We start from the raw sequence: 20,776 nt of genomic DNA, 5'->3' as shown, positions 1-20,776 counted from the left end.
ACGAAGACATGAGCAACGACGACCTCGATCCAGCCGGCAAGCCCAAGAACGAGCCCCTCAGCCCGGAAGGGATGGCGGCCGAATGGGCGACCATGCCCGACATGCTGATGGAGGAAGGTGAGCAGGATGGCGGCACCGACCGCCTGATGTCGCAGGAAGAAATCGACACGATGCTCGGTTTCTCCATCGGCGACGACCGGGACGCCCGCAACGGCATCCAGGCCATCGTCGATTCCGGCTCGGTCGCCTATGAACGCCTACCGATGCTCGAGATCATCTTCGAGCGTCTCGTCCGCCTGCTCTCGACCAGCCTGCGCAACTTCTTCACCGACAATGTCGAGGTCTCGCTGGAAAGCATCCGCTCGGTGCGCTTTGGCGACTACATCAATTCGATCTCGCTGCCCGCCATGCTCTCAGTGTTCAAGGCCGAGGAGTGGGACAATTTCGGCCTGATCACGATCGAGTCCTCGCTGATCTATTCTGTGCTCGACACGATGTTCGGCGGCAAGCGCGGCCAGCCGGCGCCGCGCGTCGACGGCCGCCCCTTCACCTCGATCGAGATCAACATGCTCAAGCGCGTCATCGCGCTGATCCTGAGTGATGCCGAGGCCGCCTTCAAACCGCTTTCGCCCGTGCGATTCACGGTCGATCGCATCGAGTCCAATCCGCGCTTCGTCTCGATCTCCCGCCCCGCCAACGCCGCCATCCGCGTCGAGCTCAAATTCGACATGGAAGGCCGGGGCGGCTGCCTGCATCTGCTGCTGCCTTACGCCACGATCGAGCCGATCCGCGAATTGCTGCTCGAAAGCTTCATGGGTGAGAAGCTCGGGCGCGATGCGATCTGGGAAAACCATCTGGCGACCGAGGTCTGGCAGACCGACATCGCCGTGACCTGCGTGCTCCATGAGACGCAGATGCCGCTGAAGCGGGTGATGAAACTCGAGATCGGCGACACTTTGATGTTCGACGCCAGGCCCGATTCGACGGTCGCACTGCGCTGCGGCGACTTCATCGTCAGCGAGGGCCGGATCGGGCGCGTCGACGACAAGATCGCCGTTCAGGTCGTCAGCCCGCTGCGCCGCTCCAAGACCACGATCGCCGCCTTCGACAGCGCCACGAGCCATCTCGGTTCCCCCTCCTGACGCGGATACTCAGCAAGCCATGACGATCACCCTCATCGCCGATGCCCTCGTCGCAAGCCTCCTCGTCGCGACCATCATCACCTGCTACATGCTGGCCAAGCGCATCGAGCGGCTCAAGGCCGACGAAGGAGCCATGCGCCAGACCGTCGGCGCGCTGATCTCGGCGACCGACACCGCCGAGCGCGCCATCGCCGGGTTGAAGCTGACGCTGGGCGACTGCGACCGCACCCTGGCCGAGCGCCTGCGCACCGCCGAGCGCTACGCCGCAGACCTCGCCGCCCAGATCGAAGCCGGCCAGACCGTGATGGAGCGCATCTCGCAGATCGTCAGCGCCGCCACGCTGGTCGCGCCGAAAATCCCAGAGCCGTCAGCTCCCGAGCCCACCCCGATTTCGCGCATGACCAGCGCCGCCGAATCCGCGGCCGCCATCCGCACTCGCGCCGCCCGACGCCTGGAAGGCCAGGCCGCGTGATCGAAAGGCCCCGCCTCTTTCCGGCAGTGATTCTCGGCGCCATGGGTCTCCTGGCGCTGAAGCTGCTTGCCTGGACGGCGGAGCCCTATCCAGGAAAGGTGCCGGCAAGCGCGAGCGTCTTTTCCTCCGACAGCACCCAGCCAGTAAAGCCGGAGCCCCAGGTCTGGGGCCTCGCCAAGGTCATCGCCCAGGCGCATGCACCCGATGGCGCCCTGCGCGACCCGGAGACGACCGGCTCAGTCGACAAGCCTGACCCGAAGAAGGAGCAGGAGAAGGCCGAGGCGGAAGCCAAGGCCGATGCGGCGCGCGCCGCCAACCCCAACAACAAGGCCGGCATCGTCAACGGCACGACCAAGGTCACCTCTCCAGCTGAGCGCGCCATTCTCGAACGCCTCGGCGAGCGGCGCGAAGAGATCGATGCCCGGATTCGTGAATTGGAGATGCGCGAGCGCCTGCTCGACACCGCCGAGAAGAAGCTCGACGGCCGCGTCGGCGACCTGAAGCAGCTCGAAGACAAGGTCGACGGCCCCAAGCGCAAGCCTGCCGAGGACGAACTCAAGGCAATCAAGAATCTCGTGATCATGTACGAGACGATGAAGCCGAAGGACGCCGCGCGCGTCTTCGACCGCCTCGGCCTCGACGTGCTGCTGCCGGTTGTCCAGCAGATGAACCCGCGCAAGATGTCCGACGTGCTCGCCGCCATGGCGCCCGACCGGGCCGAGAAGCTGACGGTGGCCCTCGCCACCAGCGCGCGCGCGCCAGAGCGCAGTACGGCCGAGCTCACGCCCCTACCGGGCAACGAACTGCCGGCCATCGCGCCCGCTCCACGCCGGTAGTGCGTTTTCGAGCGAAGCAGATACCGGCTCTCGTGAAGAAAACGCGTTAAAACAAAGATCTAGAGTAATTGAACGATCCAATCGGATCGGAACTTGTTCTAGTCGCACCAGTCCGACGCAGCACCAGCGAGCAGCGTCCGCAGGCGGCATGCGTCCTCATACACCATGGTCAACAATGACTTAAGAACGCGCCATGGCCCTTCGGTCAGACCAAGCGCGGACCCGATGACGCTTGTCGCCAGCGGCCAGATCGGCTCATGGAACGAGATTGGCACAGGCCGGGGGCATGACGGCGCCAAGGTGTGGCCTGGCCATGTCATCCGCGTCCAAGGTGGCACCGCCAATTCCTGAAGCCCTCGAGACGAATCGGCCAAACCACGGCCCTAGGTCGGCCCCACACGCGCTTGAAAACCACGGGAAGATTCGCGCGGAACCCGCCACCCTTCCTTTAGAAAGAAGGTCGGACTTGACGCAACCGAGGATTGTAGTTTTTCTCACGAATGGTTGGGCAATAGAGGGCCGCCTTCATGAATTCGCAGACTACAGCGAGCGATAATCTGATTGCCGGCGTAGGCGACGGCGAGCCGGCCTACGAAAATCGAGCACTGCCAACGGATCAGGCCCCAGCAAAAACGCTTGTTCAAAAGCTGCTGAACGTCACGATAGTGCTGCTTTTCGTCAGCGCGACGATTTCATGGATCGGATTTCTTGGCTGGGCAGCCTGGCGTCTGCTGAACGTCAATCCTTGACCGGAGCGCGATCGACCAGTTCCAGGAAGACCGCAAAGCACGACAAATAGAAAATTCCGACGTAAATCAGCATCGCGTCCTCCAACCCAGCTCTTGTTTCGGATAGAACGCGACGCCCTACTGACCGGTTCGCAAGTATGGTTAATTTCTCGATAATTGCACCCGTTTTTTAGCCGGGACCACATGATTCTGGCTTTGCGAGCGCCAAGCCAGCGCGCGCAGCCGGCAGGTAAACCTAGATCGCGTGCGCGCTCGAAATCATCGCGTGGCTCGAGCCGTGCCATGGTCGAGCCTCGACAGCTCCCTGTTTCCCAAGCCCGCAATCCGGGCAAACCTTCTAAACGACTGTTTCACAAGGATATTATGCCGAGGCCACGTTAACCCGGCATTATCCTTGACAGGCTAGCGTCCAAAGCAGGCGGACTGCCGGGTCAGGCAGCTCCGGCCCGTTCATGTCGCGTTGCGTGAGTGCTCCGGTTTTGCGTGTCCCGCGTTCCCTTGCCTTCGGTATCGGGTTGGCTGCGCTCGCCATCGGCGCGGGCCTGTGCGAGCCCACGCTCGCCGCCAACGCCACCTTGCGCGGCCAGGAGATGCCGCCGGGCTTCGGCCGCCTCGCCCTGACCTTCGACGAACCGACGCCGACCCGCATCCGCGTCAATAATGGCGTGCTCGTGGTCGCCTTCGCCTCCCCGGTGAAGATCGACATCAACAAGATCGCCAAAGAGCTGCCGGAATACATCACCCTGGCGCGGCTCGATCCCGACGGACGCGGCATGCGCTTCGCGCTGCCCAAGACGTTCCGCGCCAATCTGATCGAGGCCGGCGACAAGGCCTTCATCGATCTCTTGCCCGAGAAATGGACCGGATTGCTGCCCGGCCCACCACCAGAAGTGATCGCCGAGATGGCGGAGCGCTTGAAGCAGGCCGAGGCCCGCGTCAAGGAAGCTGCCCGTCAGCCACGGCCCCAGAACAAGCCCTTGATCGTGCGCGGCGCCAAGCTGCCGACGCTGGAGCGCCTGATCTTCCAGGCCCCTCCTGGAACCGGTCTCAAGACTGCGCTGGAGGACGGCACGCTGAAGCTGACCCTCGACCAGCCGCTGACAGTCGAGCCCGCAGCCCTCAAGCACGCCTTGCCGGACGGCGTCGCGCTGCTCTCCCAGGAGACCGACGAGACCGCGACACGGCTTGAACTCTCGATTCCGAAGGACTGGCAGGTCAGGAACTTCCAGGACGAGGACGGGCTGACGGTCGATCTTCTGCGCCCCACCAAAACCACGGGGCCGACATTGGCGAGCCTGCCAGAGGGAATGGATGCGGCGGTGAAGGCCCCGCCGACACCCGCCTCCTTGCCGGCTGCGGCGGAGGCTTCCGCCGCCACTCCCGACCGCCAGCCCGCGACCGTTCCTGCGACTGTCGCCCCGCCGGTCATCGACCCGACACCCCAGCCGGTGAAGATCGAGGCGTCCGGCACCGCACAAGGCGGCCATATCGATTTCCGCTTCCCGCGCATGACCGGCGCGGCCGCCTTCGTCGACGCCGGGATCGTCACGCTCGTCTTCGACACGCGCGACACGATCAACCCGGCCGATTTCAAGACCATCCTGCCGCAACTCGTCGAAGACGCGACCGTAACCCGCGAGGGCAAGGTCACGCTGGTGCGTCTGCGAGTGCCGAGTCAGCAATTGACAAGGCTGATCGATGACGGGCCGACCTGGTCGCTGAGCCTCGGCGAGCAGCAGATGAAGACGGCGACCCCGATCGCCCCGCGCCGTGCGATCGACGAACGCGGCCAGACGATCATTGCCGTGCCGCTGTCTGGCATGACGGGGGTGCACTGGCTCGAGCCGGGCCCGTCCGGGACGCCGCTGGCTGTTGCCACGGCGTTCGGTCCGACGCGCATGACGGCCAAGCCCTATCAGTTCGTCGAATTCGACTTGCTCCAGACCGCTCATGGTCTTGCCGTCGCGCCCCGCGCCGACGATCTCGTGGTGCGCGCCGCGGCCGACCAGGCCCAGATCAGCCGCGGCAGTGGCTTGACGGTGACGCTCGACATAGCCGCCGATGCGCCGAGCGACACGAGCCAGACCGCGGCCGCCCAGCCGCCCCTGCTCGACCCCGAGCAATGGAACAGGCTGCACGTCGACACCGTGCGGGACGGCACGCGCGCGCTGCTGCGCGACGTCGCCGACGCCTCGCGCGGCCGCAAATCCGAGGCGCGCCTCGCCTTGGCCCGCTTCTACGCGGCCAATGGCCTGATGGCGGAAGCCAATGGTCCCCTGTCGGCAATGATGGCCGACGACCCGGCCATGCGGAACCAGCGCGAGCCGCTCTTCCTGAAGGGGCTGATCGCGGTGCGCATGCATCGCAATCAGGAGGCGATCACAGCCTTCGATGCCGGCCCGATCAAGGAGGATGTCGAAGCCGGGCTCTGGCGCGCTTTGCCGGAGCAGAGACTTGGACGCAACGCCCAGGCGCTCATCGGCTTTCGCCGCGCGGAGGCGATCCTCGATCGCTACCCACCGGAGCTCCAGGCCGAACTACGCTTCGCGAAGGCCCGCGCGGCATTGGCGATGCAGGACCTCACCGTCGCCGAGCGCGAGATCGAGAAACTCTCGAATCTGCCGCGCGACCTGGTGGACCCTGAGGAGCTCGCGCTCCTGCGCGCCATCCTCGACGATGTCGGCGGCCGGCCGGAAGCGGCGCTGAACGGCTACAAGCCCTTGTTCGACGCCCATAGCCGGCCTGTCGCCGCCGAGGCGCAATTGCGTGCGGTCAAGCTCGTGCAGGCCGAGAAGCGGCCGGACATGTCGTCCGACGAAGCCATCGCCCGCCTGGAGACCGTGTCGATCATCTGGCGCGGCGGCGATCTGGAGATCGAGGCGCTGGCCGAACTCGGTCGGCTCTATGCCGACCAACAGCGCTGGCGCGACGCCTTCATGGTCGCGCGCCGGGCAAATGAGAACTACCCCGACAACCCGCTGACGCGGCGCATGCATGACGAGACCGCCCAGCGCTTCGCCGAATTGTTCAGCGGGCGCAGCACCGAACAGCTGTCGCGCATCGAAGCGCTGGCCCTGTTCTACGATTTCAAGGAATTCCTGCCGATCGGCCGGCGCGGCGACGAAATCACCCGGCTCTTGGCCGACAGGCTGGTCGAGCTAGACCTGCTGGATCAGGCTGGCGAAATCCTGCGCTACCAGATCGAGAAGCGCCTGACCGGCGCGGCGCGCTCCACCGTCGCCACCAAGCTCGCCATGATTAGCCTGATGAACGGCAAGCCGGTCGAGGCGCTGCGCGCGCTCAACATGACGCGGCTGGTCGAACTGCCCGCCGACGTCAAGCGCGCCCGCCTGCTGCTCGAGGCCAAGGCATTGTCCGATTTGTCTCGCACCGACCAGGCGCTCGATTTGCTGGAAGCGGAGCGTGGGCCGGAGGTCGACCGTTTGCGCTCCGATATCTTCTGGACCGGCAAGCGCTGGCGGGAGGCCGGCGAGGCGCATGAACGCATGCTCGGCGAAAGCTGGCGCGGCACTGCGCCTCTCAGCGAAAGCGAGCGCGCCGACGTGATGCGCAGCGCGATTTCCTATGTCATGTCGAACGAAGCGCTCTCGCTGGACCGGCTGCGGGGCAAGTTCGCCGCCAAGATGGCGCAGAGCACGGATGCGCGCACCTTTGCCTTCGTCACCGGAGCCAGCCGCGCCAAGGCCTCCGACATCCGCGAGATGGCGCGCGCGGCGGCGGGCTCCGACACCTTGACCGACTTCATGACGGCCTACCGTGCCCGCTACCCGGGCTACTCCACCGCCGTGCGGCAGCGCCCCAGACCTGAGCAGCCCCCGGCCGATGGCCAGACCGGCGCTGCCGAAAGCGCGGCCCCGCCGCCCAAGCAAGGCTGAGCCCTATCCCGACCCGCCATAGCTCTTGACCAGCGAGCTCGCGACGAGCCCCCAACCGTCGACCAGCACGAAGAAGATCAGCTTGAACGGCAGCGCCACCGTCACCGGCGGCAGCATCATCATGCCGACCGACATCAGGATCGAGGCCACCACCAGGTCGATGATCAGGAAGGGTACAAACAGCAGGAAGCCGATCTCGAAGGCCCGGCGCAGTTCCGAGATCATGAAAGCCGGCACCAGCACCTGGATCTGGACGTCCTCGGGCCGCGCGGGAACCGGCTCGCGCGACATCTCCATGAACAACGCCAGATCCTTCTCGCGTACATTCTTGAGCATGAACGCCTTGAACGGCACGACCCCGCGATTATAGGCCTCCTGCGGCTGGATCTGGCCGGCGACCAGCGGTTCGATCGCCGTGCGATAAGCCTCGCGCAGCGTCGGCGTCATCACGAAGCCGGTCAGGAACAGCGCCAGCCCGATGATCACGGCATTCGGCGGGGCGGTCTGCGTGCCGAGCGCCGAGCGCAGCAACGACAGCACGACGGCGATGCGCGTGAACGATGTCACCATGACCAGGATCGACGGTGCGAGCGACAGCACCGTGATGACGGCGATGAGCTGGAGCGCGCGCTCGGCGACACCCCCGCCTTGCCCCAGGTCGAGCGAAAGCGTCTGCGCCCAGGCCGGAGCCACCAGCACCGGCAAGAGCGCGAATGCGCCCCATAGGGCGCGGCCGCCTCGCAGCGATCTCTCAAGGGTTCTTGTCAAGGTCACCCTGGCCGGAACAACGCCCGACTCAGTCGATCGGGCCGGCCAACGCTAGAGCCGGATGATGTCAGATGGAATCACAAAGTGATCCCATCTGACATCTGAATCCGTCTCTCATCAAAGAGTTAGAGCAGGATCTATGCGAAAAACCGGTGCCCACTTTTTCGCATCCTGCTCTAGAACCGGCCAGCGCGACGCGGCAACCGGGGACAGGGCGTCAGGCCCGCGCGCACGGACAATCCTGTTGATCGTGCCTGTTGATCGTGCCCGGGCCCACCTCGCAGAGGCTACGAGGCGGGCCTGTGTGACGTCAGGATTTGGGCTTGGGATCGCGGCCGAGCAGGCGCGCAAACTCCGCCTCGATCGCATCGACGGAGAACGGGTCGATGGCGGCAGGCTTCGGCTCGGGCGCAGCCTCGGGCTTGGGGTCAGGCTTGGGTTCAGGCTTGGGTTCAGGCTTGAAGGCGGGCTCCGGCTCGCTCGCCGGCTTCCTGGGCTCGGGCGCCGTGCTCGCCTCGTGCTTATGCTCCGGTACGGGCGCGGGTTCGGCAGGCTTGGTCGGAGCTTCGAGGAAGGAATCGTCGATGTCGTCGGAAGGAGCCTGCTCGGCCACGGCCGCAGGCTCGCTCTTGGCTGGGGCAGCCTTGACGGGTTCCCGCTCCATGACAGGCTCCGGCACGGGAGGCGCGGGCGGCGGCGCGACAGGAGCAGGTTTGGCCGTGACGGTGACGGCAGGCGCCTTGGGGACCACGCGCTCGGGCCTGAGGCCCAGGGCCATTTCGAGCTCGGCCTCGACATCGGCCGGCAACGGAATCGGCCGCCCTGCCGTTTCGGGCGGCGCGGGAGGAGTCGGTGTCGGCATCGCCGGCGCAATAAAGGGGGGCTCGACCACCGGCTCAACTGGCGGCTTGGGCTCGCTCTGAAGCCGCGGCGGCTCGGCAGGCGCATTCGCCGGACGGACGGCCGAGTGAGGCCGCTTCAGCGCCTCTTCCAATTGCTGCGCCATGCTGTCGAGTTCGACGGCGCTGGCAGACTGCGACGGGGAAAAATCACGCGTGAAGCTCGGCGGCTGAACCACCGGCGCCGGCATCTGGGTTGCGGCAGCCGCAAGGCTGGGCAGGACGACGGCAGCGGCAACGGCGGCAGGAGCCTCAGCCTGCGTCGCCCCCTGTTGCGCGGGGCGCGACGGCGCCCCCCCCGGGATCGACCGGATCGGCAACCGCTCCAGTGTGGGCTGCTCCTGGCGTGTGTCTTGGCGCACGGCCTCGGCCGGCGGCAGGGCCTCAAAGGCACCCGGCCGCTCAGTCGCCGGAACCTCCGTGGGAAGCGCCGTCGCCGCACGGCCGCCGCTGCGCAGAATATTGGTTTCGACCACGATGTCCGAGACACCGCCGATCATGATCAGGTGTTCGACATTGTCGCGCCGGATCAAAATGAGCTGACGCTGGCGGTCGAGATCGTGGATGTCGACGACGCCGAGACGCGGCTGGCGAGCGCGACCGCCGCCCTGCCCTCTCATTCTCAGACGGCCACCCTTGATCTGGCGCGCGAACAAGCCGAGCAGCGCCAGCAGAGCCAGGATGACGGCGAAAGCGATGATCCACTTTTGCCCGGTGGAAAGATCGAAGCCAAACAACGTCTGCAAGGTTTGCCTCATGAGCGACGGCGACGCCTTCGAGCGGCCGATGTTTCCGCCCAAGGTTCAACGCCTTGGCTATAGCATAACGCTTTTCTTATCGGGCAACATGGTGAACGCGTGGTTAACTGCTTCGCACAGCCAGGCCGATTTTAACCAGCCGTTAACCCTGCACCCGGCAATATTTACCCAGTGAGCGAAAGCCTCGCCGCGCAGCCGCCCCTCGGCGACGGCCGGCCCCAGGGTGACCGGAACGGAACGAGCGACCATGGCCGACACTGCTTTGGGCACCGGTGGAAACCTGATGCAGGCGCTGAAGACGCGCATGCACTGGCATCAATCGCGTCAGAAGCTACTGGCCGAGAACGTCGCCAATGCCGACAGCCCGGGCTTTCGCCCGCACGATTTGAAGGCGCCAGCGATCGCGCCCGGCCAGGCCGGCATCGTGATGGCGCAGACCAGCCCCAGTCATATGGGTCTCTCCGGCCAGCGTGGTGGCTTCGACAGCACGGGCGCCCAACGTTTCGAAATCACGCCGAACGGCAACGCGGTCAATCTCGAGGACGAGATGATGAAGGTCGCGCAGAACCAGTCGGACTACCAGCTCGCCGCCTCGCTCTACAGCAAGGGGCTGGGCCTGATGAAGATCGCGATCGGCAAGGGCCGGTGACCGGCGCGGCTATGGCGGGAGGCCAATCATGGATTTGATGAAGAGCATCGCGGTCGCGGCATCGGGCCTGCGCACCCAGTCCGGTCGCATGCGGGTGATCGCGGAGAATATGGCCAACGCCGATTCCGGGCCGGCCACGGCCGGAGCCGACCCCTATCGCCGCAAGATCCCGACCTTCCAGCGCCGTTTCGACCGCGACCTCGACGCGCAATTGGTCAATCTCGGCCGCGTCCAGCGCGACCAGAGCGCCTTCCGCACGAAATTCGAGCCGGGCAATCCGGTCGCCGATGCCTCGGGCAATGTCCGCATGCCCAATGTCGATACCCTGATCGAGACCGTGGACATGCGCGAGGCCCAGCGCAGCTACGAGGCCAACCTCAACCTGATTTCCTCCACGCGCCGGATGATCCAGCGCACCATCGACATCCTGCGCACCTGATCGCGCGGGCCGGAACAGGAACCCCAGCCATGGCCACACCCAGCTTCGCCGCGGGAGCCTACGCCTCGATCCAGGGGATGGGCGCGGGCAATCTCATGCGCAAGCCGCTCGCCGGCGCGACAGGCGCAGGCGACGGTCCGGATTTCTCGTCGCTGATCAGCAAGGCGCTCGAAGCCACCGCCGACGCCGGCAAGAAGAGCGACACGCAGACGGCCAATGTCGCCGCCGGCCGCTCCGATGTGGTCGACGTCGTGACCGCCGTCGCCGAAAGCGAGGCCGCAATCGAGACGCTCGTCGCCGTGCGCGACAAGATCATCGCGGCCTATGAAGAAATCATGCGGATGCCGGTCTGACGGCCGCCGCGTTTCAGGACGAGAAGCAATGACCTCTGGAGCCATCCTCGACGTCGCGCGCGACGGCATTTTCGTCTTCCTCAAGGCCGGTGGGCCGGTGATGGCGGTTGCCCTCATCGTCGGCCTCGCTGTCTCGCTGGTGCAGGCCCTCACGCAGATCCAGGAGCAGACGCTCGTCTACGTTCCGAAGATCCTCGCCGTTTTCGTGACGCTGATGGTGTTTCTTCCGTTCATGGGCGACGCGCTCGCAGGCTATATGGGGCGGGTCGCCGTCCGAATCGCCACGGGCGAATGAACCTGCCGCAGCTTTGCCCGGCCATGGTCGCCCATGGCCCCAGCGTGCGACGCACCGATCGGCGAAGAGGCCTGCCGCGCCCGATGCAGATCGCGATCCTGCCCGAGATCAGCGCCGTTTTCGTGCTTGTCTTCGCGCGGGTCGGAACCATGGTCATGCTGATGCCAGGCATCGGCGAGCGCTTCGTCTTTTCGCGGGCGCGGCTGTCGCTGGCCTTCTTCATTGCGCTGATGGTGGCGCCGATGGTCCGCCCGCTGCTGCGCGTGCCGAGCGACGTGGCCGGCGTCGTCGGCCTGCTCGCCAGCGAGGTGCTGATCGGCCTCGTCATCGGCCTCTGCTCGCGCTTCGTCATGGCCTGCCTGCAATCGGCAGGCGCGATCGTCGCGCAGACGATGGGGCTGGGCTTCGCCACGACGATCGACCCGACGGGCGGGCAGCAAAATCCCTCGGTCGGCAACCTGCTGACCATGCTCGGCATCACGCTCATCCTGACGACGGACCTGCATCATGTCGCTATCGTCGCGGTCCATGAGAGCTACCGCGTGCTGCCGCCCGGCGGCCTGCCCGACGTCAACGACATGCTGACCCTGGCTGTCCGCGCCGCCGCGCAAGGGTTTGCGCTCGCCGTGCAGATCTCGGCCCCCTTCATCGTCTTCGGGCTGCTGTTCAATCTGGGGCTGGGCGTGCTCGCGCGCATGATGCCGCAGCTCCAGGTCTTCTTTCTGGCCGTGCCGGCCTCGATCTTCGGCGGCATGGTCGTGCTCATCGCCGTCATCGGCGTCATGATGAGCGTCTTCCTCGACGATCTCGGCGTCTTCCTGCGCCAGTTCACCGGAAACTGAACGGCGATGTCAGACGAGGCCGACAACGAGGACAGAACAGAAGACCCGACCCAGCGAAAGCTGGATCAGGCGATCGAGAAGGGCGACGTCGCCCGCTCCAACGAAATCGGCACCTTCTTCGTGTTGTGCGGCTTCACCCTGGCGCTGCTCGTCGCCGCCGGCTGGTCGGCGAGGGACGCCGCGCTCTCGCTGCGCAGCTTCCTGATGAACGCCCACCAGGTGCCCTCCGACGGTACGTCCTTCATGAACGTCACCCGGCAGGGCGTCATGACCGGCTTTTCCGCGATCGGGCTGCCGCTTGCCTTCATCCTCTGCGCCGCACTCGCCGGCGCACTGATCCAGCACAGGCCGCTCTGGACCTTCGAGCCGCTGATGCCGAAGTTCAGTCGCATCTCGCCCATGGCCGGCGCCAAGCGCATGTTCGGCAAGGAAGCCTGGGTGAATTTCGCCAAGGGGCTCGCCAAGACCGGCCTCATTGGCATTGTGCTCTGGACCACGCTTTGGAACGAGCATGACCGGCTCGAGAGTTTTGCCCAGATGAACGTCTCGGCGCTGCTGCCGGCGACGCTGGCCTTGACGATCAAGCTCATGGCGAGCGCGCTCGCCCTGTTCGCGGTGATAGCAATCGGCGATTTCGGCTATCAGCGTTACTCCTGGTATCAGCGCCAGAAGATGACGAAGCAGGAGCTGAAGGACGAGTACAAGAACTCGGAAGGCAATCCCGAGGTCAAGGCGAAGCTGCGCCAGATCCGCGCGCAGCGCGTGCGCAAGCGCATGATGGCCGCCGTTCCCAAGGCGACCGTGATCATCACCAACCCGACCCACTTCGCCGTCGCGCTGCAATACGAACCCGGCATGGGCGCGCCGCTCTGCCTCGCCAAGGGCGTCGATGCGGTCGCGCTCAGGATCCGCGAGGTCGCAGGCCAGCACAGCGTGCCGATCATCGAGAACCCGCCTTTGGCACGCGCGCTTTACGCAACCGTCGAGATCGACGAAGAGATTCCTGTCGAACACTACAAGGCCGTCGCCGAAGTGATCGGTTACATCTTGCGCCTGAAGGGCCGGCGCGCCTAACTCGCAAGAACTTAACGCGCAAGACAGGCTGAGCGCGCATCGGCCGGTCGCAGGACCGCCGCTGCGGTGTTAATGGAACGGACCAAACCGCAATGAGCGGAACCACGGCGACCACGGCGATCGATCGCTCCGACAAGCCCGGCCATATCGGCGTCATCCTGCTCGTCGCGGGATTGCTCGTCGGCGCAGCGATCGCGCTCGGCTTCATCGCCAATGAATGGGCGCAGCCGCTGATCCTCGGATTGCTGGCGCTGCTCTCCGTCGTCGGCGTCTTCGGCCTCTTCGCCTTCGCCATCGGCCTCATCCAGTTTTCCGGCCGCGCCGCGCGCAACGACTTGACCAAGGCCATCGTCGACGGCGCCGAGGACGGCGTCGTCGTCACCGAGGGCGAGAACCGCATCGTCTATGCCAACGAGGCCTATCTCGCCTTGGCCGGGGCCCGCGGTGCCAGCGACATCCGCCCGGTCGAGCGCCTCTTCACCGGCCGCGCCGACGTCTCGGAGGCGATCTACCGCCTCGCCACCGCAGCGCGCGAGAACCGCCGCCTCATCGAGGAGGTCCGGCTCGAGCCCGCGCTCGACGGGCGCGGCGGCGTCGGCTGGTACCGCATCCGCGTCTCCTCCGTTCACCGCGACAGCAGGCCGGCCACGCTCTGGAGCGTTTCGGACGTAACGCCCGAGCGCGAGCGTCAGGAGAACGCCTTCCAAGAACTGCAGCACGCGATCGACTATCTCGACCATGCGCCAGCCGGTTTCGTCTCGATCGACGCCGATGGCGAGGTCTCCTATCTCAACGCCACCCTCTCCGGCTGGCTCGATTTCGATCTCGCCCGCTTCGGCTCCGGTGGCCTGCATCTCGACGACATCGCGACGCCCAACGCGGCGGCCCTCGTCCAGGCCATTCGCGGCCTGCCCGGCGATGTCCGCACCGAGGTGCTCGATGTCGACCTCAAGCGCCGCAACGGCGTGCCGCTGCCCGTCAGGCTCCATCATCAGGTAGCGTTCGGCAGCGATGGCCGCGCCGGCCCCTCACGCACGCTGGTTTTGAACCGCACCTCCGGCGAGGCTGGCTCCGACGGCCGCAGTGACGCCGAGGTCCGCTTCGCCCGCTTCTTCCACTCCACGCCGATGGCGATCGCCACCGTCGACAAGGCTGGTGCCATCCTGCGCTCCAACGCCGCCTTCACCCGATTGACGCAGGCCGGCCCCCAGCCGGCCGCGATCCAGGACCTGGTCACGCCGGGCACAGCCGAGCTGCAGCGCGCCTTGTCGGACGCGATGGAGGGCCGCGCCGATATCGCCCCGCTCGACGTCACGCTTGCGGGCGAGGACGGGCGCTCGGCCAGGCTCTACCTCTCGCCCGTGGCGGCCACGGAGGATGGCGACGGCGAGCGCGCCATCATCTACGCGCTGGAGACCACCGACGAGCGCAAGCTCAAGGACAATATGGACCAGGCCGGCAAGATGCAGGCGGTGGGCCAGCTCGCCGGCGGCATCGCGCATGACTTCAACAATGTGCTGCAGGTCATCATCAACGCCTCGGAGTTCCTGCTCGCCAGCCACCGGCCGACAGACCCCTCCTTCCCCGACATCATGCAGATCAAGCAGAACGCCTATCGCGCGGCGGCTCTTGTGCGGCAATTGCTCGCCTTCTCGCGCCGGCAGACACTGCGCCCGCAGGTGCTCGAACTTGGCGACGTGCTCTCCGATCTCTCGCTGATGCTGAAGCGCGTGGTCGCCGACAAGGTCGGGCTCGATGTCCGCCAGGGCCGCGACCTCTGGCCGGTCAAGGCTGATCTCGGCCAGCTCGAACAGGTCATCGTCAATCTCGCAGTCAACGCCCGCGACGCCATGCCCGATGGCGGCAAGCTGACGGTGCGCACCCGCAATGTCGCAGCCGCCGATGCAGCGGGCTTCGGCCATGCCGCCTTGCCGGCCGACGACTATGTGCTGCTCGAGGTTGAGGACACCGGCACCGGCATCTCGCCCGAGCATCTCGACAAGATCTTCGAGCCCTTCTTCACCACCAAGGAGGTTGGCAAGGGCACGGGCCTGGGCCTCTCCATGGTCTATGGCATCGTCAAGCAGACCGGCGGCTTCGTCTTCTGCGATTCCGCTGTCGGCCGGGGCACGACCTTCCGCATCTTCCTGCCCAGGCATGTGCCGAGTGCCGAGGAGATCGCCGCCGAAGCCGCCGCCAAGGAGGCGCCCAAGAAGCTCGCCGCCGATCACACCGGCGCCGGCGTCATCCTGCTGGTCGAGGACGAGGATGCGGTCCGCGCGCTCAACGCCCGCATGCTGGTCTCGCGCGGCTACACGGTCTACGAGGCCGCCTCGGGCGTCGAGGCGCTCGACACCTTCATAAAGCATGATGGCCGCATCGACCTCGTCGTCTCCGACGTGGTGATGCCGGAAATGGACGGCCCGACCCTGCTCGGCGAACTGCGCCAGCGCAACCCGGCGACCAAGGTTGTCTTCGTCTCCGGCTACGCCGAAGAGGCCTTCCGCAAGAACCTGCCCGAGGGCGAGGACTTCCAGTTCCTGCCAAAGCCCTTCACGATGAAGCAGCTGGTCGAAACGGTGAAGGCGGCGATGGGCTGAGAGGCCGTTTGACATGACCTTCAGTCCTCATCGGAGCTGAAGGTCGAGATTCCCGGCGATCTGCGGATTCGTCCCTGACTGAGGTCGTTGAGGCGACAGCGCAAATCGCCTCGCGCGATTTCAGCCTCCCGGCACCCTCTCATGCACGACGGCGGTCGGATCGGTATGGAGCCTGCGCCAGCCGGGCTTCCGATCGAGCAAGGCCACCAGCGGCTCGCTGGGTTCGAAGATCGTCCATTGCGCGTTCGAACGCGCCAGGGCGGCATCGAGCTCGGCGGGATCGGGTGAAACGAGCCGTTGATAGGCGAACATCGCCTCGTCGCCATACATATCCGCGCGACTGTCGATCAGCGGCTCGACCCCAATCCAGATGAGATAGCTGCCAAAGGCGTAGCCGTTGAGAACCGGTGTGCGCCGCAGGCTGTCGGGCACGGCAGCCATGGCCGTGATCGGCGCGGTGCGGCCGTCGCCGCGTGTGATCGGCATGGCCAGCCGCAAACCCGCTAGCACGACGAGCCCCGCCAACAGGCCTGCCGCCGCGGGCCCGGCGCCGCGCAAGCGCGCGCGCCCCAAGCCCTGCCCCGCCAAGCCCTGCTCCCCCAGACCCTGGCCCCCGAATGCCCGTCCCAGCGGCGCGGCCAGCACCAGTGAGCCGATGATGCCCAGCAACACCTGATGACGCCCCTGGCCGAACGACATGTGCACGAGCCCCAGCAACAGCAGCAGACGCATGACCGGGACCTTGACGGAATAGCGCATCGACACGAACAGAACCGCGAGAATGGCGATGGTGATCGGCTGAAGCCTAGCGAAGTCCACGGGCTGCCACTCGCCGATCAGCGTGATGCTCTTCATGGAGATGAGCTTGAAGGGAAAGAGCAGCCCCTCGATTCCCAGCGGCGTGACGAGCGACGCCGCGAGCGCGCCGATGCCAAACAGCGCCCAGCCGCGGACCACGCGCCAGCGCGACGCCACCGGCGCCTCCACCAGCGCCTCGAGCGCGAAAGGGCCGATCAAGGCGAGGCCGAAAGCATAGCCCCCATGGAGATTGGCCCAGAGGGTCATCAATGGCAGCAGCAGCAGGGATGGCGCACGGTCGTGGTCGCGCGCCTGCAGGAGGCCGATAGCCCAGGCGACGAGCACCGGCAAAGCCAGGATATGTGGGCGCGCGAGCAGGCCGCTCGCCACCAGCGACAGCACGAGCAGCAGGCAGCACGCCAAGGCGAGCCAGTCGAGATCGCGTGCGAGCCTCATTGCCAGCAACGCAAAGGCCGTGGCGATTGCCAAACCCGTCAGCAGGAGGACGCCGCGCCAATCGGCCAGCTGGAACGCCAGCGCCATCAGCACTTCCGCGAACCATTCATGCGGAACCCAGGGGCGCCCCGGAGACCAGGTCACGAACGGGTCGATCCGAGGCACGCTGCCATGGGCCAGGATCCATTGGCCGGCCTTCACATGCCACCAGGTGTCGCCGTCGCTCAAGACCGGCTCGGACAACGCCGTCATGCCGAACACGATCAGCGTGACAAGCGCGACAACCCACAGCACCGGGGCCTGCGATTTTGTCATGGTTAGCATTACCTTAATGAGACGGCGCCTGGTACTGAGGTTTTATTTAAAAGTCGTTATCCGTTACTTTTAACTGAATAGCGAAATTCGCAATCTACTACTGCTTCATCGTTGAGCGGGATTGCGCATGTCAAACGTCAGCACGCATTCGGGCAGGCCTCGGATTTCCCTCGTGATCTGCACGTTGGACGAGAGCCGGTCGATCGCCGGTGTCCTTGCGGAGACGCAAATCGCGCTGGCGGATCTGTCCTACGAAATCATCGTCGTCGATGATTCCGCCGACGACCGAACGGCAGCAGTGGTGCGCTCGCTGATCAGCCGGGATCCCCGCATCCGCCTCCTGAAGCGCCAGGGCGTGCGCGGCCTCGCCTCGGCCTGCATCGCCGGCTGGGATATCGCGCGCGGCGATATCCTGGGCGTGATGGACGGAGACGGGCAGCACGATGCCTCGCTCATCGCCGGCATGGTGGACAAACTGCAGGCCGAGCAGGCCGACATCGCCGTGGCGAGCCGCTTCCGGCCCGATACGCAGCTGGGCCTGTCGGGCTTCCGGCGTCTGCTGAGCACGGCCGGCGTCGGCCTGAGCCGGCTCGTCATCGGCGCCCACACCACCGATCCCCTTGCCGGCTTCTTCCTGCAGACACGCGCATGGTTCGAGCAAGCTCGCGCCGGCATGTCGGGCGTCGGCTTCAAGATTCTGGTCGACGTGCTCGCCTCGGGCCAGCGCGCGCCTAAGGTCGTCGAGGTATCGACCTCGCTGCGAGCCCGCATTGGCGGCGAGTCGAAGCTCGACCTGCGGATCATGTTCGAACTTGCCGCACAGCTCGTGGAAAAGCGCACGGGCAACCTCATCCCCAGCCGCTTCATCATGTTCGCCAGCGTCGGTGTAACCGGCCTCGTCGTGCACATGGCCGCGCTGGCCTTACTGCGTCATCTCGAGGTGACGCCGTTCTGGGTCGCCCAGGCGCTGGCGACCGCGACGGCAATGGCCTCGAATTTCACGCTCAACAATCTGCTGACCTTCCGCGATCTGCGCCTGACCGGGCGGGCTTGGTGGGGCGGCCTCGCCCGTTTCGCGATGGCCTGCGCCTCGGGCGCACTCATTGCCGAATTCATCGCGCTGACCGCCCTGCAGATGCAGACGAGCTGGCTGCTGGCCGGCGGCATGGGCGCCGCGGGCGCCGCCATCTGGAACTATTGGAGCTCGAGCCGGGCCGCCTGGGGCGTGCCGGCCCAGCGCCGCGATGCCGCCGCCGGCGTCGTCGTGGTCCAGCCCGGCCGGCCCTAGGCTCTGCACGGCTGATCCCGAGCGCTTGGCTTGCCGGCCCAGCGGCGGATCTTGCGCAATCGAACATCGTTTTGCGCTCAGAAGCGCCTGCCCTGCCGAGTGCGCCGGCCAAAAATAACCTCGAGCGTCAGCTCTCCGATCTTTGCACGCAAGGCCTTCACGTCGATCGTCAGAGCAACGCCCTCGGTCCTGGGATCTCAGCCCAAGCCCCCCGCAGCTCCCTCCAGAAGTTGGCTGCGCCATTGCGTGATCTGGTTGGGATGGACGTCAAACTCCTGAGCCAGTTCGGCTATCGTTTTCTCGCCTTTGATTGCTCCCAACGCCACCTTCGCCTTGAAAGCCGGCGTTGGTTCCCTCGCGGTCGCCTCGTCACAGTCTCTCCTGTCACGGCCATCATGCCGCCTCAGGCAAAAACCCCACTTATCCGCGCTGTTCAGATTTCCCGATTCAGCCCTTTCAGACGGGGTGTGGCTCCAATCACCTTCAAATTACCGAGTCGGTCGCTCGCCTCGACCCTCACAATTCCGCTAGATAAAATACCATGTAATGCGATGAAAATGTTACAGTTTTTTGTTTTTTTATCGAATATCAGCAAGGCGGGGCAAGGCTGGCGGGAATGACGATATGAATTGGGAGTCCGCATGGGACCATGCGCGCATCGGAGTTGGCATAGCCGCGGGGTATGTCCGTCGGAATCAGAAGCAGATAATCAGCTCATCCACCGGGAGCGACCCCAACAGAGGCAGTAATCGGTGGGTTGTATACGCCAATTATAGCCGTCAAGGGCGTGTTTTTGACTATGTTCTATATGCGCTGAAAGCGCTTTGCGATGAAGGCTTTCGGATTATTTTCGTCAGCAACTCCACCAATTTCGGGGCTTCGGAGGTCGCGACCGTTCAGCCATGGTGCGCCAAAATTATTCACCGCCGCAACGTAGGCTATGATTTCGGCGCATACAAAGACGGCATTTCGTCTATCGACGACTTTACAGCCATCGAAAATCTCATATTGATGAATGATAGTGTTTACGGACCCCTATTTCCGATCTCAGACACTATTGATAGAATGTCCATGCGAGACGTCGATATTTGGGGTCTGACTGACAGCTGGCAGCACGATTATCATCTACAATCTTATTTTCTGTGCTTTAATCGTAACGTTCTTGTATCTTCATTTTTTCGGGAATTCTGGCGCAAGATACCATTAATAAATTATAAGAAATCGGTAATTCGCGGACTTGAGATAGAGACAAGCCAAATGTTCTTGGATAACGGCTATAAATTGGCCGCGGCGTTTCCATATTACGCCTTGACCGACAGATTTATGGGACGCTTTCCTTTAGCGATTGACCCTAAAACAGCGCCATTTGAACTCGAGCTCGCAGAGCGATTGCGAACTCATTTCGCCACAGGCAGCACAGTCAATCCGACACATTTTTTTTGGGAAATGTTGATCAATGATTTCAGGTTTCCCTTCATCAAGGGAGAGTTAATTTCCAAAAATCCCGCCGCCATCTACGGCATCAATCGATGGTACGATAAAATTACAAAGCTAACCGACTATGATCCAGATATGATTATGGATCATCTGAAGTATTCCCAGAGACCTAGATTGTTTGGTAACCCTCCGGCGAAGGCCACGGTCAAGCTGCCCTGAGGTTCTCGGCGCAGTATCGCCAACTCCGGGGCAAAAGCTCGCAGAGACGGCTCTTCGGGGTCTCGGCGACGCGGGCGAGGACGTCCAGCAAGCCATGCTTGCGGATCGACGTATCGAGCCTGACAGTGCCGATGAGGCCGACATGACAGCGGCACGCGCGATACCGCGGCCAGATCCAGCGAAGAGCCAGGCCTTACAGCCGAGCGCGATGCCGTGGAGCGCCCACTCGGCGGCGTTGCCGTGAGGCAAACGCGGCCGTCGTCGAGGAGGCGGGCGAAGCCGTCCCAGCGCCGGAGCACATTAACTTCAGCCCTTCCTCAGCGCCAAACAAGGCGGCCCTCGCCGGAGCACACGTTGTTTGGATCAGGCATGAATTCTCATTCTAGAGCGTTTTCGAGCAAAGCGGACACCGGTTCGCGTGAAGAAAACGCGTTAAAACAAGGAAGTAGAGCATTTCCGCGATTCGGAGAAACACGGAAATACTCTAATTC

Annotated in this window: 18 protein-coding genes and 2 pseudogenes; 15 read left to right on the top strand and 5 right to left on the bottom strand. The window is 64.7% G+C overall.

The annotated features are described in order from the left end of the window. The first annotated feature begins 8 nt into the window (after positions 1–8). The 5 genes from fliM (at position 9) to BMZ97_RS19750 (ending at position 7,095) form a co-directional block, all read left to right on the top strand. Complete coding sequence (gene fliM / locus BMZ97_RS19765; protein WP_092173540.1) at positions 9–1,142, top strand: flagellar motor switch protein FliM; 1,134 nt, start codon at positions 9–11, stop codon at positions 1,140–1,142. A gap of 19 nt (positions 1,143–1,161) precedes the next feature. Beyond that, positions 1,162–1,614 (top strand): DUF6468 domain-containing protein, encoded by a 453-nt coding sequence (locus tag BMZ97_RS19760; RefSeq protein WP_092173538.1) that lies wholly within the window; start codon positions 1,162–1,164, stop codon positions 1,612–1,614. Next, positions 1,611–2,450, top strand: a complete 840-nt coding sequence (locus BMZ97_RS19755; RefSeq protein WP_244546509.1) for a MotE family protein — start codon at positions 1,611–1,613, stop codon at positions 2,448–2,450. The genes BMZ97_RS19760 and BMZ97_RS19755 overlap by 4 nt, the downstream gene beginning before the upstream one ends. A gap of 527 nt (positions 2,451–2,977) precedes the next feature. Further along, a complete protein-coding gene (locus BMZ97_RS30810; protein WP_139221268.1) occupies positions 2,978–3,199 on the top strand; it encodes a hypothetical protein in 222 nt (73 codons plus the stop codon). 464 nt (positions 3,200–3,663) lie between these two features. Continuing rightward, positions 3,664–7,095, top strand: coding sequence for a tetratricopeptide repeat protein (locus BMZ97_RS19750; protein ID WP_139221267.1), 3,432 nt, complete (start codon positions 3,664–3,666; stop codon positions 7,093–7,095). A 3-nt stretch (positions 7,096–7,098) separates the two neighbouring features. Here the strand turns inward: BMZ97_RS19750 and fliP are convergent, their stop codons facing one another. Together fliP and BMZ97_RS19740 are read right to left on the bottom strand one after the other, a co-directional pair. Next, positions 7,099–7,800: a flagellar type III secretion system pore protein FliP gene (gene fliP / locus BMZ97_RS19745; protein ID WP_244546523.1), complete on the bottom strand. Its 702-nt coding sequence runs from the start codon at positions 7,798–7,800 to the stop codon at positions 7,099–7,101. A 373-nt stretch (positions 7,801–8,173) separates the two neighbouring features. Next, positions 8,174–9,508: a hypothetical protein gene (locus tag BMZ97_RS19740; protein WP_139221266.1), complete on the bottom strand. Its 1,335-nt coding sequence runs from the start codon at positions 9,506–9,508 to the stop codon at positions 8,174–8,176. Between the two features lie 10 nt (positions 9,509–9,518). Between BMZ97_RS19740 and BMZ97_RS31325 the strand changes: the two genes are divergently transcribed. The 8 genes from BMZ97_RS31325 (at position 9,519) to BMZ97_RS19705 (ending at position 15,772) form a co-directional block, all read left to right on the top strand. Next, a complete protein-coding gene (locus BMZ97_RS31325) occupies positions 9,519–9,695 on the top strand; it encodes a hypothetical protein (protein WP_175525636.1) in 177 nt (58 codons plus the stop codon). Between the two features lie 72 nt (positions 9,696–9,767). After that, positions 9,768–10,169, top strand: a complete 402-nt coding sequence (gene flgB, locus BMZ97_RS19735; protein WP_092173529.1) for a flagellar basal body rod protein FlgB — start codon at positions 9,768–9,770, stop codon at positions 10,167–10,169. A gap of 28 nt (positions 10,170–10,197) precedes the next feature. Then, positions 10,198–10,608 carry a flagellar basal body rod protein FlgC gene (gene flgC, locus BMZ97_RS19730; protein ID WP_092173527.1) on the top strand — a complete coding sequence of 137 codons (411 nt, stop codon included), beginning with the start codon at positions 10,198–10,200 and terminating at the stop codon, positions 10,606–10,608. A 29-nt stretch (positions 10,609–10,637) separates the two neighbouring features. Then, positions 10,638–10,961 carry a flagellar hook-basal body complex protein FliE gene (locus BMZ97_RS19725; RefSeq protein WP_092173524.1) on the top strand — a complete coding sequence of 108 codons (324 nt, stop codon included), beginning with the start codon at positions 10,638–10,640 and terminating at the stop codon, positions 10,959–10,961. A 28-nt stretch (positions 10,962–10,989) separates the two neighbouring features. Next, positions 10,990–11,256, top strand: a complete 267-nt coding sequence (gene fliQ / locus BMZ97_RS19720; protein ID WP_069692353.1) for a flagellar biosynthesis protein FliQ — start codon at positions 10,990–10,992, stop codon at positions 11,254–11,256. 83 nt (positions 11,257–11,339) lie between these two features. Then, the gene (gene fliR / locus BMZ97_RS19715; RefSeq protein ID WP_092174069.1) at positions 11,340–12,098 is read left to right on the top strand and encodes a flagellar biosynthetic protein FliR; all 759 of its coding nucleotides are present in this window, start codon (positions 11,340–11,342) and stop codon (positions 12,096–12,098) included. Between the two features lie 6 nt (positions 12,099–12,104). Next, on the top strand, positions 12,105–13,172 hold the full coding sequence (gene flhB, locus BMZ97_RS19710) for a flagellar biosynthesis protein FlhB (RefSeq protein WP_092173522.1): 1,068 nt from the start codon (positions 12,105–12,107) through the stop codon (positions 13,170–13,172). 92 nt (positions 13,173–13,264) lie between these two features. Continuing rightward, the gene (locus BMZ97_RS19705; RefSeq protein WP_092173519.1) at positions 13,265–15,772 is read left to right on the top strand and encodes a cell cycle histidine kinase CckA; all 2,508 of its coding nucleotides are present in this window, start codon (positions 13,265–13,267) and stop codon (positions 15,770–15,772) included. 120 nt (positions 15,773–15,892) lie between these two features. On the opposite strand, the gene BMZ97_RS19700 is transcribed toward BMZ97_RS19705, so the two are convergent. Then, positions 15,893–17,341 (bottom strand): hypothetical protein, encoded by a 1,449-nt coding sequence (locus BMZ97_RS19700; RefSeq protein WP_092173517.1) that lies wholly within the window; start codon positions 17,339–17,341, stop codon positions 15,893–15,895. A 172-nt stretch (positions 17,342–17,513) separates the two neighbouring features. Between BMZ97_RS19700 and BMZ97_RS19695 the strand changes: the two genes are divergently transcribed. After that, positions 17,514–18,629 carry a glycosyltransferase gene (locus BMZ97_RS19695; protein ID WP_175525635.1) on the top strand — a complete coding sequence of 372 codons (1,116 nt, stop codon included), beginning with the start codon at positions 17,514–17,516 and terminating at the stop codon, positions 18,627–18,629. Positions 18,630–18,687: 58 nt separating this feature from the next. On the opposite strand, the pseudogene BMZ97_RS31610 reads toward BMZ97_RS19695, so the two are convergent. After that, a pseudogene (locus BMZ97_RS31610) lies at positions 18,688–18,955 on the bottom strand (transposase); the annotation flags it as partial. Positions 18,956–19,253: 298 nt separating this feature from the next. Between BMZ97_RS31610 and BMZ97_RS19685 the strand changes: the two are divergent. Beyond that, positions 19,254–20,285, top strand: coding sequence for a rhamnan synthesis F family protein (locus BMZ97_RS19685; RefSeq protein WP_092173509.1), 1,032 nt, complete (start codon positions 19,254–19,256; stop codon positions 20,283–20,285). Here the strand turns inward: BMZ97_RS19685 and BMZ97_RS31605 are convergent. Then, positions 20,272–20,584: pseudogene (locus BMZ97_RS31605) on the bottom strand (transposase); the annotation flags it as partial. The gene BMZ97_RS19685 and the pseudogene BMZ97_RS31605 sit on opposite strands and share 14 nt — an antisense overlap. Positions 20,585–20,776 lie beyond the last annotated feature (192 nt).

Source organism: Allobosea sp. OK403, assembly GCF_900113835.1.
Lineage (GTDB): Bacteria > Pseudomonadota > Alphaproteobacteria > Rhizobiales > Beijerinckiaceae > Allobosea.
Note: the sequence above shows the minus strand (reverse complement) of the source record. Positions and strands in the feature narration are given on the sequence as shown.